Genomic DNA, 17601 nt, shown 5'->3' on the forward strand with positions numbered 1-17601 from the left:
CAGCCGCGGGCCTTCGTAGCCGACGAGCATCGGCAGGCCGAGCGCCGTTTTCACTCGCCGAGCAAGACCCCTTCGATTACACCATCTAGCGCGTAGAAGGACATGCGCCACGAAGGATCAACGATCGCACCTTCCTCCGCGATCGAATCAAGCCCTCGCTCTGACAGCAGATCACGCAGTTGCCCCATCGAGATCCCTAGGAGGGCTGAGCCAGCCAGGTGCGGTGCTGCCGGCTCAGCGAACTCGATCAGGGCTGCCCGATCCTGTGAGTCGTAGGTGACCAGCAGCCCGGTCTTAATGAATTGATCGGACTTCGGCGACGTCGGCGTTCGACGGAACTCCCGGAAGCCCCCGAGACACACTTGACGGCTCGACTCGCCCCACCGAACAGCCTCTTGCTCGTGCTCGACCCCCGCACTGGCGATGACCCCACGGAGCCCGACGTCATCTGGGTGCTGGCCACGTCGTGAACAGAACCTCCTGTGGAGCATTTTCGATGACCGGGACGAGTTCTCCTGTGAAGATCCGCCCGTTGCCGCTCCTGCGGATCAACTTCAGCTAAGCAGATACCCAAGAATTATGTACTAACTAGATGTCGATAGCTGTGGATTTCATCGAAGATATCTTCTAAGATTGATGCATGGTGGAGGTATCGCGGTGGGGACAATGGGCGGAGGAGTCCGAGCCACTGCCCGACGCGCCGGCGCCTGATGACCCGGTGCCATCCGAACCGGTGCCTGATGACCCCGCCGGGGACCTCTTCGCCGAGTGCCCCGAGCCGCCGGAGCCGGGAATCCTCGATGACGACACCGCTGACCGCGATGCCTTTGAGGCAGGTTGGTGGGACCGCAACGGGGAGGCGCTCGTTGCGCAACGGGACGATGATGACGATGAGGCCGACCTGCGCGAGCTCGCTGCCCTCTGGAACGAGAACCCTGGCGGTGTCCGGGTCCGGCACACTCCGGGTCCGGACGCCCTGGAGTACGCCGCGCTGCTCGTGCGCGCACTCGAGCGGGCCGAGGCGACCCAGGCCCGCCTCGACGCGGGCCGGGTCTGGATGACGGCCGAACTCGTGAAGTCACTGGGCGGGGCGGCTCCCGACCCCATCGCCCGTCTCGAGGCCCCGGGCCTGGCGGCCTCGGAGATCGCCGCAGCCCTCAGGATCCCCCAACGCACTGCAAGAGCGAAGGTCGAAGAAGCCAGGGCCCTGTGCGACCCGGCCATGGCACCGCTGCTCGAGCGCATGCGGGACGGCAGCCTGAACAGGCAGCGCGCAGCGATCGCCCTCGACGCCGCGGCCCCGGTGCCCACGGGCCGGCTCGCGGACTTCGCCGAGGCCGCGGCCGAGATCGCCGCCCCCGCCGACCCCGACCGTGTCCCCACCCCGGCCGCCCTGGGCCGGCGGCTGCGGCGCCTCGCAGAGGACTACGCCGACGAGCCGCTCGCTGCCCGCAAGGCCAAGGCCGCCGCCGACCGGCACGTGGACATCACCCCGGCCGGGGACGGGATGTGCCACCTCGTCGCCCTCCTCCCGCTCGAGCAGGGCGCCCTCATCGACACAAGGCTCGGCGCGATCGCCCGCTCCCTCCACAGCCCCGATGAGGCCCGTACGATCAACCAGCTCCGCGCCGACGCCTTCCGCGACCTCCTCCTGGGCTCCACGCCCCCAGAGTCCGAGTCGCCGACCGGCCCGCCACCGAGAGCACCGCTGGGGTCCCCGAGAGCACCGCTGGGGTCCCCGAGAGCACCGCTGGGCGGGGTCCGGATGCAGCTCGTCGTCACCGCCACCGAGGCCACCCTCACCGGGGCAAGCCGGGCCCCGGGCGAGATCCTCGGCTACGGCCCCATCGACGCCGACACCGCCCGGAACCTCGCGGCCCAGACCCAGTCCTGGTCCAGGCTCGCCGTCGGCGGGAAGGACGGGGCACCGCTGTCCATCGGCAGGATCCGCTACGCCCCCACCGCCGCGATGCGCCGCTTCCTGGCCCTACGCGACGCAACCTGCCGATTCCCCGGATGCGACAAACCCTCAGCAGCCACCGACACCGACCACACCATCGAATGGGCCCACGGCGGCACCACCGGGGTGGACAACCTCGCCCTGCTATGCCCCGAACACCACCGCCTCAAGAGCCTCGCCCACTGGACCGTACGCCAGACCGGCACCCCCACCAATCCCACCCGAGACGACTCCCCCGCCACCACCGAGCGCGAGACCGGCGCTCCGCCCGGAACACTCGAATGGACCTCCCCCTCAGGCCGCAAGCACACCACCTACCCACACATCGAACACCCACCACCCTTCTGACTCGACAGCGAGTGGTTCCTTGCCGAGGTCGTGCGCCTCTACCACAGAGGCAGCACCCTGACCGTGATCGTGAGGGCCCCCGGGGGGCAATGCGCAGTGGAGCCAGCCGCCAGCCCCGCGGAGCGCAGCTCAGACGTTCAGAGCAGGGTCCAGACCCGAAGCGGGCCAGGTCCTCAGGGGCTGGGGGCACGTCCAGCGTTCAGAGCAAGTCAGGGGCGTCGACCCGGAGCGTGACCGGCCCCCCGGTCCGACGCGCGGCAAGCGCGACCCGAACGCCGTGCAGGCCCCGTGTCACCGCGGGGCCGGACGCGATGGGGAAGAACACGAGCGCCTGGGCCGGGTCGCCCTCCACGGGTCCTGCCACGCGGACCCCGGGATGGGCGAGAACATCCTGTGCCGCGGCGAGGAACGCCTCGACGTCCGCCATCGCGCCGGTCACCGCGGCGATCCGCACGGCAGGCGGCAGCGCGAGCTCGCGCCGCAGAGCGAGCTCACGACCCGCGAAGCCGGCGGGGTCCCACCGCACGAGGGCGGCGACGGCCTCGCCCTCGCCCGCCGTGATGACGACGCGGCCGCCCTCGGACGCCGACCGCACGAGCGCAGCGGCGTTGAGCCATCGTCGCAGTGCCTCCTCGGGCGCCCTGAGGCTCTCCCGCCGAAGGAGCGCGTCGCCGTCGAGTAGGAGCGCCGCAGCGTATCCGTCCGGGGCCACCGGCTCGGCGCCGACCGTCGCAACGACGAGCGCAGGACCTCCCTCGAGCTCGGACTTGACCGCATCCCCCGACGACGTGACGACCAGCGCGCCCGGGAACGCGCGGCCCAACTCCTCGGCGGTCCGGAGCGCTCCGATCGCGGTGCGGCGCAGGGACTTCCCGCCGCAGACACGGCACGAGAACGCGAGCTCGGGGGTCCCGCACCAGCGGCACACCACAAGGCGTTCCCGCCCCGAGGCCTGCTCCGCGAGCGGGCCAGCGCAGTGCCGGCACCGCGCGGGCTCCCGGCAGCGGCCGCACGCGAGCGACGGCGCGTACCCGGCCCGGGCCACCTGCACGAGGACCGGACCGATGGCGAGGGCCTCCCGGGCCACCTGCCACGCGGTATGCGGCAGCCGGGCGATCCGCGCGAGGGGGTCGCGCGCTGACTCCACGCTGTCCGCGGTGCTCGTGACCCGGGGCACGGCAGCCCGCAGCACCGAACGCTCCGCGGCGACCCGGTGAAGCCAGCCCGACTCGACGAGCCGCTCCGCCTCCACCGAGACCGCGTGCCCGGCCAGCAGCAGCGCGCAGCCGGTCTGCTCGGAACGCAGGAGGAGGACCTCCCGGGCGTGGAAGTACGGCGCCCGGGGCTCGATGTGCAGGTCGTCGCCGTCGTCCCAGCACACGACGAGGCCGAGGTCCCTGACCGGGGCGAACGCCGCGCCCCGCGTGCCGACGGCGACGTGGGCGGCCCCGGAGAGCAGTTCGAGGAAGCCCCGGGAGCGGGTGCTGGGCCCATCCTCGGCGGACAGCCGCACGATCCGCTCGCCCGGCAGCGCGGCCTCGAGTGCCGAGTGCACGCGGAGCAGGTCGCGCCGGTCAGGCACGACGACGAGCGCTCCCCTCCCGGAGGACCTCGCCGCGACGACCGCCCGGGCGATGGTGTGCGGCCACGCGTCCGGCCCGTAGCCGTGCACCGCCTGGAGGACGGCACGCGGGCTCCCGCCGGCGGCCAGATGGCGGAGGTACGCGGCCCCGTTGTGCAGGCGGTCCCAGCCGCCCGGCACCTGCTCCGGACCGGCAGCATTCTTGGCCCCCGCGGCCGGGGGGCCAACGGCGTCGCCCGGCTGGGCGGCGTCGTGCGCGGGAGAGGCAGGGACCGCGACGTCGTCCCCGCGCGCCGCGAACTCCGCCTCGACCCGGGCCGCCCGGGGCGGCACCGCGAATCGGAGGACGTCCCCGAGCGCCCCAGCCCAACGCTCGGCCACGGCGCGGGCAAGCTCGGCGATCTCGGGCGCGAGCACGGGCAGGGGTGAGAGCACCGCGCCGAGCGGCGAGAGTCTGACGCCAGAATCGGAGGAGCCGAGCCGCTCCAGCAGGAACCCGACGTGCTCGCGTCCGGCAACCCGGACCTTGACCCGCACACCGGGAACGGCGGCGGCGTCCAGCTCCTCGGTCACGAGGTAGTCGAACGGACGGTCGAGCTGCGGCAGGGGCGACTCGACGCACACTCTGGCCACGGGCAGGCTTGACGCGGGCCGGGGGCCGGAAGGTGGCGGCTCGGCGGCCGGGAAGCCGCTCAGGAGGGACGGCTGGACCGGCTCGGCGCGCGGCTGGCGTGCAGTCATCGCCTGCGGTTGGACGCGCCTCAGGCGCCGAAGAAGTCCTTGAGCTGCGCCACCCGATCGAGGCGCTCCCACGTGAAGTCCGGCTCCTCGCGGCCGAAGTGGCCGTGGGCGGCGGTCTTGGCGTAGATCGGGCGCTTGAGGTCAAGGGCCTCGATGATGGCCCTGGGGCGCAGGTCGAAGACCTCGTTGATGGCCGCGCTGATGCGCAGCGGGTCCACGCTCTCGGTACCGAACGTCTCAACGTAGATGCCCACGGGCCGGGCCTGGCCGATCGCATAGGCGACCTGGATCTCGGCGCGCCGCGCGAGACCTGCGGCCACCACGTTCTTGGCGACCCAGCGCATCGCGTAGGCTGCCGAGCGGTCCACCTTCGAGGGGTCCTTGCCGGAGAACGCGCCGCCGCCGTGCCGTGCGAACCCGCCGTACGTGTCCACGATGATCTTGCGGCCGGTCAGGCCGGCGTCGCCCACGGGGCCGCCGATGATGAAGGCGCCCGCGGGGTTCAGGATGCTGCGGACGTGGTCCGACTCGAGCTCGGCCATTGCGAGGACCGGCTTGACCACGTGGTCCGCGAGGTCGGCCCGCAGCGTCGAGAGGTCCGTGCCTTCCGCGTGCTGGCTCGAGATGACGACCGTCTCGACGCTCACGGGCCGGTCGCCGTCGTAGCCGACGGTGACCTGGGTCTTGCCGTCCGGGCGCAGGTACGGCAGCTCCCCGCCCTTGCGGACCTCGGTGAGCCGCTCGGAGAGCCGGTGCGCGAGCCAGATCGGCGTGGGCATGTAGGTGGCCGTCTCGTCCGAGGCGTAGCCGAACATGATGCCCTGGTCGCCGGCGCCCTGGAGGTCGTACTCGTCCTCCATGGTGCCCTCGCGGGCCTCGAGCGAGTTGAACACCCCCTCGAAGATGTCCGAGGACTGCTGGCCGATCGAGACGGAGACGCCGCACCGGGCTCCGTCGAAGCCGTTCGCCGAGGAGTCATAGCCGATTCCGAGGATCGTGTTGCGCACGATCTGGGGGATCTCCACATACGCATCCGTCGTGACCTCGCCTGCCACGTGCACGAGCCCAGTCGTCGCCATCGTCTCGACCGCGACCTTGGAGTCGGGGTCCGCCGCAAGGAGCGCGTCGAGGATGGCGTCGCTGATCTGGTCGCAGATCTTGTCCGGGTGCCCCTCGGTGACGGACTCGGAGGTGAAGAGGCGGAGGGCCGTCAGGCCAGAGGGAATCATGCCGGAATCGGGTGCGTGGGTCACTGGTCTACTCTACTGGCTCTGTCCGGGCGTCCCGTCCGCGGGCCTGAGCCAGCTCGAGCGCGATCCGGCGCACGACGGCGCGCGCGACCTCGTCCTTGGTCCCCGCCTCGTGCTCGGGCTCGCCGCCGGTGCGGGAGAGGATGACGACGGCGTTGGTGTCTTGGCCGAACACTCGCTCGGCGCCCATGCGGTCTGCGCCGACCTCGTTGAGCACGAGCAGGTCGCAGCCCTTGCGGTCGATCTTGGCCCTGCCGTACTCGAGCACGCTCCCGCCGGCGTCACCGGTCTCCGCCGCGAATCCGACGATGAACTGGCCCGGGTGCGACTCGTTGCGACGCTGTACGAGCTCGACGAGGATGTCCGGGTTGCGTACGAGGGTGATGATTGGGTCGGCCGTGTCGTCGCGTTTCTTGATCTTGCTCGTTGCCTGCTCGGAGGGGCGGAAGTCCGCGACGGCGGCGGCCATGACCACTACATCGGCTCCCGGGGTGTGGGCGAGCATCGCGTCGCGGAGCTCAAGGGCCGAGTCGACACGGACCACGTCCGCGCCGTCGGGCGGCGGTACGTCGATGTGGGCTGCGACGAACGTCACGTCGGCGCCGGCCGCGAGGGCCGCGCGGGCGATCGCCGCCCCCTGCTTGCCGGACGACCGGTTGCCGAGGAAGCGGACGGGGTCGATCGGCTCTCGGGTTCCGCCCGCCGAGACCACGACACGGGTGCCCGCGAGGGGACCCGGCGCGGAACCGGAGGGCCAGTCACCCGGGCGCGCGTCGCCGTCGTGCGCCGCTTCGCTGTCCGAGCCACCGCGCACGAGCGCGAGCGCCGCGGCGAAGATGTCCTCCGGCTCGGGCAGGCGCCCGGGCCCGCTGTCGGCGCCCGTGAGTCTTCCAACGGCTGGGTCGAGGACGTGGACCCCGCGCTCGCGCAGGAGTGCGACGTTGGCCTGGGTGGCGGCATTGCGCCACATCTCGGTGTGCATGGCCGGCGCAAGGAGTACCGGGCAGCGAGCCATGAGGAGTGTGTTGGTCAGGAGGTCGTCGGCGTGGCCGCCCGCAGCCCGAGCGATGAGGTCCGCGGTGGCCGGGGCCACCACGATGAGCTCGGCCTCATGCCCGAGGCGGACATGGTTGACCGTCTCGACGGCCTCGAACACATCGGTTCGGACTGGCTTGCCCGAGAGCGCCTCCCAGGTGGCCTTGCCGACGAACTTGAGCGCCGAGGCTGTCGGCACCGCGGTGACGCTGTGCCCCGCCTCGGTGAAGAGCCTCAGCAGGAGTGCCGCCTTGTACGCGGCGATCCCGCCGCCTACCCCGAGGACGACCCGCACGCTCCCGCGGCCCCCTACTCGTTCTCGGAGTCTTCGGCTGACTGCTCGGCCGGGGCATCCTCCGCGGCGATGGGGTTCGCGACGAGGAGGCCGTCGTTGATCTCGCGAAGCGCGATCGAGAGGGGCTTCTCGTTCAGCTTGGTGTCCACAAGAGGGCCGACGTACTCGAACAGGCCCTCGTGCAGCTGGGCGTAGTACGCGTTGATCTGGCGGGCCCGCTTGGCCCCGAAGATCACGAGGCCGTACTTCGAGTCCGACTTCGTCAGGAGGTCGTCGATCGGCGGGTTGATGATGCCTTCGGGGTTCGAGGACACGGTGGAATCTCCAATGCTCTTGGTTGCGGGGAACGGCGCGCTAGTGCGACGCCTGGCGGGCGTGCGGCGTCAGACCCATGAGTGACACAAGCTCGTCTGCCGCGCGCTTCACGTCGTCGTTGACGACGGTGACATCGAATTCGGGCTCGGCAGCGAGCTCTATTTTAGCCGTTTCGAGACGGCGCTGCTGTTCTTGGGGTGATTCGGTGCCGCGGCCGACCAGCCGGCGCACCATTTCGTCCCAGCTCGGGGGTGCCAGGAACACGAAGCGGGCGTCCGGCATCGCCGCCTTCACCTGGCGCGCGCCCTGGAGATCGATCTCGAGCAGGACATGCTTGCCGGCCGCGATCGCCTCCTCGACGGTGCGGCGCAGTGTGCCGTAGCGGTTCTGGCCGTGGACCACGGCCCACTCGAGGAAGGCGCCCTCGTCCACGAGGCGGTCGAACTCCTCGCTGCCGATGAAGAAGTAGTGGACACCGTCCTCCTCGCCGGACCTCGGCGCGCGCGTCGTCGCGGAGACCGACAGCCACACCTCGGGATACGTGTCGCGGATATAGGTCGACACCGTGCCCTTGCCGACTGCGGTTGGCCCCGCGAGCACCGTCAGCCCGCTGTGGCCCGTGCCGCCGTGCGTCCGGCCCTGTTCCTGCTCCACGCTGTCCCTTCGATGAGGCCCGGCATGGTGATTCGTGCACCGGGCAGTGTTCGGCCAGAAATAGTCAGCCCGCCAGAAAATCTACCAGCGCACGGCGCTGATGCACGCCCAGGCCCCGCAGCCGGCGGCTCGGGGCGATCCCGAGGTCCTCGAGGATGGCGAGCGCCCGCACGGGGCCGATGCCGTGGAGGCACTCGAGCATCTCAGTGACCTTGAGCCGCGCGAGGGCCTCATCGGCGTGCGCTCGGGCGAGCAGGTCCTCGACGGAGAGCTCGCCCGCCCGGAGCGCGGCCTTGGCTCGCGACCGCGCGCCGCGGGCCTCCATGGCCTTGCCGAGCGCCTCTCGCCTCTCGTGGGGTGTCAGGGGTTCGAGGGCCATCTGCGCCGCCTCCTGCTCCGCCTCGTCCAGTTGCCTTGAAACTAGACCCCGACCCGCCGGAAGGCAATGACGCGTCAGGATGCGAGGCCCGCGAGGGTGCGCTCGGCCCGGGCGCGCACCTTGGCCCTGTCCGGGCCGGCGGCCAGGATGTCACGGCTGGAGGTGCCGAGCACACGCGGGTACGCGGCGCCGAACGTCTCGCGCATCATCTCGGCGGTGGCGCCCTGGGCGCCCAGGCCGGGGGCGAGGACCGGGCCGCCCATCGCTGCCAGGTCGAGGCCGAGGCGGGCCACCGCGTCCCCCACCGTCGCGCCGACCACGAGCCCCACCGACCCGTGGCCCGCGTCCGCGCCGGAGTACCGGCGGTTCTCCGCTCCCGCAGCCTCGACGATCCTGCGCGCCACGGACGCCTCACCGCCCACGTGCTGGACGGACGCGCCCTCCGGGTTGGAGGTGAGGGCGAGGACGAACACGCCGCGGCCGGTCTGGGCCGCGAGGTCGAGCGCGGGCCGCAGCGACTCGAACCCCAGATAGGGGCTGAGCGTCACCGCATCCGCTGCCAGGGGCGAGGTCTCCCCCAGCCACGCCTGGGCGTACGCGGCCATGGTCGAGCCGATGTCGCCGCGCTTGGCGTCGGCGATCGTGAGCACGCCCGCGCCGCGCGCGTCGGCGAGGAGCTCCTCGAGGGCGGCGATCCCGGCGGAGCCGTGCCGCTCGTACAGGGCCACCTGAGGCTTGACCGCGGCAGCCACGTCGGCGACCGCCTCGACGACCGCCGCCGAGAAGCGGCGGAGGCCCTCGGCGTCGTCGGTCAGGCCCCACGACGCGAGCAGCGCCGGATGCGGGTCGATGCCCACGCAGAGCGGGCCCCGGCGCTCGACGGCGGCCGCGAGCCGCTCGCCGAACGCCGGGCGGCCGCCGGGGTGCTGCGTGTCAGGCACGCGCCGGCTCCGCGGCCGTGCCCTGAGGCGTCTCGCGCACTGCGGCCTCGTGCTCCTGGAGGCTCGTGACGCTCCATTCGAAGCTGCGCATCGCCTCGATCGCCAGGACCGCGAAGTTGAACTCGGCGACGGTCGTGATGCACGGCTTGCCGTTCGACGTCGCCGCGGCGCGGATCTCGTAGCCGTCGCCGCGCGCGGTGCCGCCGGACGGGGTGTTGAACACCATGTCCACCTTGCCGTCGTTGATGAGATCAACGATCGTGCCCTCACCGTCGGCAACCGGGGTGCCCGCCGCAGCGCCGGCAGCCACGGAGCTGTCCGTGACCTTGCGGACCACCGTGGCGTTGATCCCGTTGCGGTTCAGGACCGCCGCGGTGCCACCCGTGGAGAGGATCTCGAACCCGAGGTCGGAGAGCTTCTTGACGCCCATGATCACCGAGCGCTTGTCCCGGTTCGCCACGGACACGAACACCCGCCCCGACGTGGGCAGCGAGCTGTTCGCGGCCGCCTGGCTCTTGGCGAAGGCCGTTATCGAAGTGCTTGTCGATGCCCATGACCTCGCCGGTCGAGCGCATCTCCGGCCCGAGCAGGCTGTCCACGACCGTGCCCTCGGGCGTGCGGAAGCGGCTGAACGGCAGCACAGCCTCCTTGACCGCCACCGGGGCGTTCGCTGGCACCACCGCGCCGTCGCCCGTCTCCGGGAGCATGCGGTAGGCCGTGCGCAGCTGCTTGATCGTCACGCCGGTGCCGATGAGGGCGGCGGCCTTGGCGAGCTGGACGCCCGTGGCCTTCGAGACGAACGGCACGGTCCGTGAGGCCCGCGGGTTCGCCTCGAGGACGTACAGCACGTCCGCGGCGAGGGCGAACTGGATGTTGATGAGGCCGCGGACGCCCACACCCTTGGCGATCGCCTCGGTCGCGGTGCGCACCCGTGCGGCCACGTCGGTGCCGAGGGTCACGGGCGGGAGCACGCACGCCGAGTCGCCGGAGTGGATCCCGGCCTCCTCGATGTGCTCCATGATGCCGCCGAGGTAGAGATCGGTGCCGTCGTAGAGGGCGTCGACATCGATCTCGATGGCGTCCTCGAGGAAGCGGTCGATCAGGACCGGGTGGTCCGGGGTGATCTCGGTCGCGTTGTCGATGTAGCGGTGCAGGTTGGCCTCGTCGTAGACGATCTCCATGCCGCGTCCGCCGAGCACGTAGGAGGGGCGCACGAGGACCGGGTAGCCGATCTCGTCCGCGATCCGCTTGGCGTCGTCGAAGGAGACGGCGGTGCCGTTCTTCGGGGAGACGAGCCCCGCGTCGTCGAGCACCTTCGCGAACGCGCCACGGTGCTCGGCGAGGTCGATCGCCTCGGGGGATGTGCCGAGGATCGGCACGCCCGCGTCTGCGAGCTGCTGGGCGAGCTTGAGCGGTGTCTGGCCACCGAGCTGGACGAAGACGCCGATGACGCCGCCCGTGCGCTCCTCGGCCGCGATGACCTCGAGGACGTCCTCGAGTGTAAGCGGCTCGAAATAGAGGCGCGTGGAGATGTCGTAGTCGGTCGAGACGGTCTCGGGGTTGCAGTTGACCATGACCGTCTCGTAGCCGGCCTTGCGCAGGGCCATCGTCGCGTGCACGCACGAGTAGTCGAACTCGATGCCCTGGCCGATCCGGTTCGGACCGGAACCGAGGATGATGATGGACGGCTTCTTGTGCAGCTCGACCTCGTCCTCCTCGTCGTAGGACGAGTAGTGGTACGGCGTGTAGGCCGCGAACTCCGCGGCACACGTGTCCACCGTCTTGTAGACCGGACGCACCCCGAGGGCCAGCCGCACGCCCCGGACGACCGCCTCGGACGTGTGCGTGAGGGCACCGATCTGGGCGTCCGAGAAGCCATGCCGCTTCGCGAGGCGCAGCACGTCCTCCGTGAGCGCGGGCGCGGCCTTGACCTCGGCGGCGACCTCGTTCAGGAGCACGAGCTGGTCCAGGAACCACGGGTCAATCTTCGTGGCTTCGAAGAGGTCCTCGACGCTCGCGCCGCCCAGGAGGGCGCGCTGCACCTGCGAGAGGCGGTCGGTGCTCGGCCGCTTCGCCTTCTCGATGAGCTCCGCGACCTCGTAGTCGGGCACGGGAGAGAAGTCGAGCTCGGCGCCCTTCTGCTCGAGCGAGCGGAGCGCCTTCTGCAGCGCCTCGGTGAAGTTGCGGCCGAGGGCCATGGCCTCGCCGACGCTCTTCATGGTCGTGGTGAGCGTCGGGTCCGCGGCCGGGAACTTCTCGAACGCGAAGCGCGGAACCTTGACGACGACGTAGTCCAGGGTCGGCTCGAAGCTCGCCGGCGTCTTCTGGGTGATGTCGTTCGGGATCTCGTCGAGCGTGTAGCCGAGGGAGAGCTTCGTGGCGATCTTCGCGATCGCGAAGCCGGTGGCCTTCGAGGCGAGCGCAGATGAGCGGGACACGCGCGGGTTCATCTCGATGACGACGACACGCCCCGTGGCCGGGTCGACGGCGAACTGGATGTTGCAGCCGCCCGTGTCGACGCCGACCTCGCGGATGACGGCGATCGCGACGTCGCGCAGCTTCTGGAATTCGCGGTCCGTCAGGGTCAGCGCGGGGGCGACGGTGATCGAGTCGCCGGTGTGCACGCCGACCGGGTCGAAGTTCTCGATTGAGCACACGACCACGACGTTGTCGTTCTTGTCGCGCATCATCTCGAGCTCGTACTCCTTCCAGCCGAGGATGCTCTCCTCGAGGAGCACCTCGGTGGTCGGGCTGTACTGGAGGCCGGCGCCCGCGATCCGGTGCAGGTCCTCCTCGTTGTAGGCCATGCCGGACCCGAGGCCGCCCATCGTGAACGATGGGCGCACCACGACCGGGTAGCCGAGGTCTTCGACGGCCTTGAGCGCGTCGTCCATCGAGTGGACGATGTGGCTGCGCGCGCTCTCGGCGCCGCAGCGCTCGACGACGCCCTTGAACTTCTCGCGGTCCTCGCCCAGCTCGATCGCGGCGATGTTCGCGCCGATCAGCTCGACGCCGTACTTCTCGAGGGCGCCACTCTTGTCGAGGGCGATCGCGGTGTTGAGCGCCGTCTGCCCGCCGAGGGTCGGGAGGATCGCGTCGGGGCGCTCCTTGGCGATGATCTTCTCGACGACCTCGGGCGTGATGGGTTCCACGTAGGTCGCGTCCGCGAGCTCGGGGTCCGTCATGATCGTCGCGGGGTTGGAGTTGACCAGGATGACCCGCAGGCCCTCCTCCTTGAGAACCCGGATGGCCTGCGTGCCGGAGTAGTCGAACTCGGCGGCCTGGCCGATCACGATCGGGCCTGAGCCGATGACCAGGACGCTCTTAAGGTCTGTGCGCTTGGGCATTACTTCGCTTCCTCGGTCTTCTTGGTCTCGTTCGCTTCCATCACGTCGATGAAGCGGTCGAACAGGTATGCGGCGTCGTGCGGGCCCGCGGCGGCCTCGGGGTGGTACTGGACGGAGAACGCCGGGATGTCGAGGCACGCGAGGCCCTCGACGACCTGGTCATTCAGGCTGATGTGGCTGACCTCGACGCGGCCGTAGCGCTCCTCGGGTGCCACGGTCGCGCCCTCGATCGGGGCGTCGACGGCGAAGCCGTGGTTCTGGCTCGTGATCTCGACCTTGCCGGTGCGCCGGTCCATGACGGGCTGGTTGATGCCGCGGTGGCCATAGCGGAGCTTGTACGTCCCGAAGCCGAGGGCACGGCCGAGGATCTGGTTCCCGAAGCAGATCCCGAAGTAGGGCAGCTTGGAGTCGAGGACCGAGCGGAGCAGCCGGACCTGGGTGTCCGCGGTTGCCGGGTCGCCCGGGCCGTTCGACATGAAGAACCCGTCGGGGTTGACGGCCTTGACGTCGTCGGCGGTGGCGGTGGCCGGCAGGACGTGCACCCTCACGCCGCGCTCGGCGAAGCGGTGCGGCGTCATGGCCTTGATGCCGAGATCGATCGCCGCGATGGTGAACCGGGGCTCGCCCTCCCAGCCGTGCTCGGACGGCTCGACCGTGTAGGCGGTGTCGACGCTGACCTCTTCCGCGAGGCGTGCGCCCTCCATGGGGGCGCTCGCGAGCACGTCGTCGAGGAGCTCCTTGTCCGAGCGGCGCGCGGCCTCGCCGGAGAAGATCGCGGCGCGCATCGTCTTGTGCTCGCGGAGGTGGCGGGTGATCGCGCGGGTGTCGACCCCCTGGATGCCCACGATGCCCTCCTCGACGAGCTCGTCGTCGAGGCTGCGCTCGCTGCGCCAGTTCGACGGGCGGCGGGCGGGGTCCCGGACCACGTAGCCGGCGACCCAAATGCGGCGGGACTCGGCGTCCTCGGAGTTCACGCCAGTGTTGCCGATATGCGGCGCGGTCTGCACCACGATCTGCCGCGCGTACGAGGGATCGGTGATTGTCTCCTGGTATCCGGTCATGCCGGTCGCGAAGACTGCCTCGCCGAACGCGGTGCCGACGGCGCCGTAGCTGCGGCCGCGGAACATCTTCCCGTCCTCGAGGACGAGCACGGCGGGCTCGGCCTTGGTCGGATTCTGGGTTGTGGCCTTCTCAGTCACTGCTCACTCTTTCCCTGATCCGCTGCCATTGCTGGCCGCGGAGCCCATCAAATCTTCGATTGCGGCCACGAGGGCCCTCTTCTCTTCGGCATAGCGGGGCCGGAAGCCGGTGTCGACCGCGGTTCCGCCGAGGTTCCACCCGAGAACGACGAGCCCGTCCTTCTCGACGAACTTGCCGGCCATGCCGGACTCGAGCCGCACCCCGTCCAGGTCCTCGCGCGGCACGAACACCGCGTCGGCTCCGGCACGGTCGAACTCGACTCCCGCATCCGTCACGATCGCGTCGGCCCCAGTGCGCACGCCCAGCCCGTGGACGGCAATGCGGTCCAGCCAGTCCCCGGCCGTCGTGGTGACGACGTACTGGCCGGAGCATCGGTACCGTTCGGCGCCGAGGTCCGCCGGGACCTGCACCGGGGCGGCGATGCCGGCCTGCCTCTTGAGACGTCCTCGCCAGCCGACCCACACGAGGGCCATCAGCACGAGGGCCACGAGCAGCATGAGGAGGCCGGGGCCGAGTCGCTCCATCATGCCTCCACCGCGCCCTGCGGCGCGTGGGCCGGGTGCGGGGCGTTGAGCGCGCCGTCGAGCACCGTGGGGTGGCCCGCATAGAACGTCGCGACGACTCGTCCGGGGAGCTCCCTGCCGGCGAACGGCGAGTTGCGGCCCTTCGTGGCCTGGACCGAGGGGTCGACCGTCCAGCGGGCGGCCGGGTCCACGAGCGTGACGTGCGCGGGCTCCCCTTCAGCGAGAGGCCGGCCCTGGTCCGCGACGCGGCCGATCCGGGCCGGGACCTCGGACATCGCGCGCGCCACGTCGCGCCAGCCCGCGAGGCCCGTCTCGACCATAGCGAGCTGGACCACGGAGAGCGCGGTCTCGAGCCCCGTCATGCCCATCGCGGCCTGGACCCACTCGCAGTCCTTGTGCTCGCTCGGGTGCGGGGCGTGGTCGGTGCCCACGACGTCGATGGTCCCGTCGGCCAGCGCTGCCCGGAGCGCCTCGACGTCGTCGTGCGTCCGCAGGGGCGGGTTCACCTTGTAGACCGGATCGTAGGAGCGCACGAGCTCGTCCGTGAGCAGGAGGTGGTGCGGGGTGACCTCGGCCGTGACGTTGATCCCCCGGGCCTTGGCCCAGCGGATGATCTCCACCGACCCCGCGGTGGAGACGTGGCAGACGTGGAGCCGCGAGCCGACGTGCTGGGCGAGCAGGACGTCGCGCGCGATGATGCTCTCCTCGGCCACCGCGGGCCACCCCGGCAGGCCCAGGATCGAGGAGACGGAGCCCTCGTTCATCTGGGCGCCCTCGGTGAGGCGCGGCTCCTGCGCGTGCTGGGCCACGACGCCGTCGAACGCCTTGACATACTCGAGGGCGCGGCGCATGAGCACGGGGTCATGGACGCACATGCCGTCGTCCGAGAACATCCGCACCGCGGCGGCAGACTCCGCCATGGCGCCGAGCTCGGCGAGGCGTTCGCCCTTCAGGCCGACGGTCACGGCGCCGACCGGGCGCACGTCGACCCAGCCCGCGCGGCGGCCGAGGTGGGCGACCTGCTCGACGACGCCGGCCGTGTCCGCCACCGGGTTCGAGTTGGCCATGGCGTGGACCGCGGTGTAGCCCCCGAGCGCAGCGGCGCGCGAGCCCGTCTCGACGGTCTCGGCGTCCTCGCGGCCGGGTTCGCGCAGATGGGTGTGGACGTCCACGAGACCGGGCAGGGCCACAAGGCCCTCGGCGTCGACCACGGTCGCGCCGGACGCGTCCAGTCCCGGGCCGATCCCGGCGATCACGCCGTCGGCGATGAGGAGGTCGGCGGCCTTCTCTCCGTACAGCGACGCGCCGCGGACGAGGTAGCGGGGCGAAGGCGTCATGAAGCGGTCTCCTTCAGCTGGGGTGCGGCCGTGGGGGTCCCCGCGAGGCCGCCGGACATGAGCAGGTAGAGCACGGCCATCCGCACCGAGACGCCGTTGGCGACCTGCTTGAGCACTTGTGAACGTTCAGAGTCGGCGGCGGACGAGGAGATCTCGAGTCCGCGGACCATCGGGCCGGGATGCATGATGACGGTGTCCTTGAGGCCGAGCTCGTCGAGGCGGGCGAACCGCTCGTCGCCCAGGCCCCAGCGACGCGAGTACTCCCCCGTCGAGGGGAAGAAGGAGGCGTTCATGCGTTCGGCCTGGACGCGCAGCATCATGATGGCGTCCGGGCCGGAGGCGATCGCGTCGTCGAGGTCGTAGGAGACCTCGCACGGCCAGCCCTCGACGCCGATCGGCAGGAGCGTGGGCGGGGCCACCAGCGTCACGTGCGCGCCGAGCGTCGTCAGGAGCCACACGTCCGAGCGCGCCACCCGCGAGTGCAGGATGTCTCCGACGACGATGACCTTCGCACCGGCCAGATCGGCCCCCGTGGACGGACTGCCGGCGACCCGGGCCAGGTGCCGCCGCAGCGTGAAGGCGTCCAGGAGTGCCTGAGTGGGGTGTTCGTGGGTCCCGTCCCCCGCGTTGACCACGGCCGCGTTGATCCAGTCGGTCACGGCAAGGCGGTGCGCCGCGCCCGAGGCGTAGTGGCGGATCACGACGGCGTCGGCCCCGATCGCCTCGAGCGTCTGCGCCGTGTCCTTGAGCGACTCGCCCTTCGACACCGAGGAGCCCTTGGCCGCGAAGTTGATGACGTCCGCCGAGAGGCGCTTGGCCGCGGCCTCGAAGGAGATGCGGGTACGGGTCGAGTCCTCGAAGAACAGGTTCACGACCGTGCGGCCGCGCAGGGCGGGGAGCTTCTTCACCTCACGGGAGTTGACGGCGCTCATCTCCTCCGCGGTGTCGAGGATGCGGATCGCGTCCTCGACCGAGAGGTCACGGGTGGAGAGCAGGTGCCTCATGCGTCGGCACCGCCCTCGGGCGAGTCGATGGCCACGAAGTCCGAACCGATCCCGGGATCCACCTCGGTGAGCCGGACGCTCACCTTCTCCGCGCGCGACGTGGGGAGGTTCTTGCCGACGTGGTCGGCACGGATGGGCAGCTCACGGTGACCGCGGTCCACGAGGACCGCGAGGCGTACCGACCGGGGACGGCCAAGGTCCACGAGGGCGTCCAGGGCGGCCCGGATGGTGCGCCCCGAGTAGAGGACGTCGTCGACGAGTACAACCACCTTGTCATCGATGCCGCCCGCGGGCAGGGTGGTCGGGGCCGGGGGCCGCGTGGGCTGGCGCGCGAGGTCGTCGCGGAACATCGTGATGTCGAGCTGTCCCACGACCGAGGCTGGGTCGACGGCGGGGTCCGCCGCGGCGAGCTTGGCGGCCAAACGGACGGCGAGCGGGTATCCCCGGCGGGGGATGCCGAGGAGGACAAGGCCTTCGGGTCCCCGATTGGCCTCGAGGATCTCATGCGCGATGCGGGTGAGCGCCCGGTCGATGTCGCCAGACGCGAGGACGACGCGGCCGGAGCCGCCCTTGTACTCGTCCCCGCTGTTCTCGTCCCCGCCGCGATTTTCTGCAGAGGCAGGTGCCACAGCAGACCCCTTTCCCCGCCTCACAGGACGGAATTAAATGAGGAAAACTGTCGATCCACG

At 71.0% G+C, this 17601-nt stretch carries 13 protein-coding genes and 1 pseudogene; 1 reads left to right on the plus strand and 13 read right to left on the minus strand.

Going from position 1 to position 17601, the window contains the following annotated elements; genetic code table 11:
• Positions 1-718: 718 nt before the first annotated feature.
• Positions 719-2308 carry an HNH endonuclease signature motif containing protein gene (locus tag SCMU_RS10720; RefSeq protein ID WP_229229163.1) on the plus strand — a complete coding sequence of 530 codons (1590 nt, stop codon included), beginning with the start codon at positions 719-721 and terminating at the stop codon, positions 2306-2308.
• A gap of 199 nt (positions 2309-2507) precedes the next feature.
• Here the strand turns inward: SCMU_RS10720 and SCMU_RS10725 are convergent, their stop codons facing one another.
• From SCMU_RS10725 to pyrR, 13 genes and pseudogenes are all read right to left on the minus strand, one after another.
• Positions 2508-4631: a primosomal protein N' family DNA-binding protein gene (locus SCMU_RS10725; protein ID WP_229229164.1), complete on the minus strand. Its 2124-nt coding sequence runs from the start codon at positions 4629-4631 to the stop codon at positions 2508-2510.
• A 20-nt stretch (positions 4632-4651) separates the two neighbouring features.
• On the minus strand, positions 4652-5860 hold the full coding sequence (gene metK / locus SCMU_RS10730; protein WP_229233008.1) for a methionine adenosyltransferase: 1209 nt from the start codon (positions 5858-5860) through the stop codon (positions 4652-4654).
• Between the two features lie 28 nt (positions 5861-5888).
• The gene (locus tag SCMU_RS10735; protein ID WP_229229165.1) at positions 5889-7211 is read right to left on the minus strand and encodes a bifunctional phosphopantothenoylcysteine decarboxylase/phosphopantothenate synthase; all 1323 of its coding nucleotides are present in this window, start codon (positions 7209-7211) and stop codon (positions 5889-5891) included.
• A gap of 14 nt (positions 7212-7225) precedes the next feature.
• Positions 7226-7525, minus strand: coding sequence for a DNA-directed RNA polymerase subunit omega (gene rpoZ / locus SCMU_RS10740; RefSeq protein ID WP_371829587.1), 300 nt, complete (start codon positions 7523-7525; stop codon positions 7226-7228).
• A gap of 40 nt (positions 7526-7565) precedes the next feature.
• Complete coding sequence (gene gmk / locus SCMU_RS10745) at positions 7566-8180, minus strand: guanylate kinase (RefSeq protein WP_229229166.1); 615 nt, start codon at positions 8178-8180, stop codon at positions 7566-7568.
• Positions 8181-8244: 64 nt separating this feature from the next.
• The gene (gene mihF, locus SCMU_RS10750) at positions 8245-8559 is read right to left on the minus strand and encodes an integration host factor, actinobacterial type (RefSeq protein WP_229229167.1); all 315 of its coding nucleotides are present in this window, start codon (positions 8557-8559) and stop codon (positions 8245-8247) included.
• Between the two features lie 74 nt (positions 8560-8633).
• A complete protein-coding gene (gene pyrF / locus SCMU_RS10755) occupies positions 8634-9500 on the minus strand; it encodes an orotidine-5'-phosphate decarboxylase (protein ID WP_229229168.1) in 867 nt (288 codons plus the stop codon).
• Positions 9493-12847: pseudogene (gene carB / locus SCMU_RS10760) on the minus strand (carbamoyl-phosphate synthase large subunit). The gene pyrF and the pseudogene carB overlap by 8 nt, the downstream one beginning before the upstream one ends.
• Positions 12847-14046: a glutamine-hydrolyzing carbamoyl-phosphate synthase small subunit gene (gene carA, locus SCMU_RS10765; protein ID WP_274602840.1), complete on the minus strand. Its 1200-nt coding sequence runs from the start codon at positions 14044-14046 to the stop codon at positions 12847-12849. The pseudogene carB and the gene carA overlap by 1 nt, the downstream one beginning before the upstream one ends.
• 3 nt (positions 14047-14049) lie before the next feature.
• Positions 14050-14574, minus strand: a complete 525-nt coding sequence (locus SCMU_RS10770) for a PH-like domain-containing protein (RefSeq protein WP_229229169.1) — start codon at positions 14572-14574, stop codon at positions 14050-14052.
• Positions 14571-15908 carry a dihydroorotase gene (locus tag SCMU_RS10775; protein WP_229229170.1) on the minus strand — a complete coding sequence of 446 codons (1338 nt, stop codon included), beginning with the start codon at positions 15906-15908 and terminating at the stop codon, positions 14571-14573. The genes SCMU_RS10770 and SCMU_RS10775 overlap by 4 nt, the downstream gene beginning before the upstream one ends.
• Positions 15905-16912 carry an aspartate carbamoyltransferase catalytic subunit gene (locus SCMU_RS10780; RefSeq protein ID WP_229229171.1) on the minus strand — a complete coding sequence of 336 codons (1008 nt, stop codon included), beginning with the start codon at positions 16910-16912 and terminating at the stop codon, positions 15905-15907. Before SCMU_RS10780 ends, SCMU_RS10775 begins: the two co-directional genes overlap by 4 nt.
• Entirely contained in the window at positions 16909-17541 is a 633-nt protein-coding gene (gene pyrR, locus SCMU_RS10785) for a bifunctional pyr operon transcriptional regulator/uracil phosphoribosyltransferase PyrR (RefSeq protein WP_274602841.1), read from the minus strand. Before pyrR ends, SCMU_RS10780 begins: the two co-directional genes overlap by 4 nt.
• Positions 17542-17601 lie beyond the last annotated feature (60 nt).

Origin of the sequence: Sinomonas cyclohexanicum, from assembly GCF_020886775.1 — a bacterium.
GTDB classification, from domain to species: Bacteria; Actinomycetota; Actinomycetes; order Actinomycetales; family Micrococcaceae; genus Sinomonas; species Sinomonas cyclohexanicum.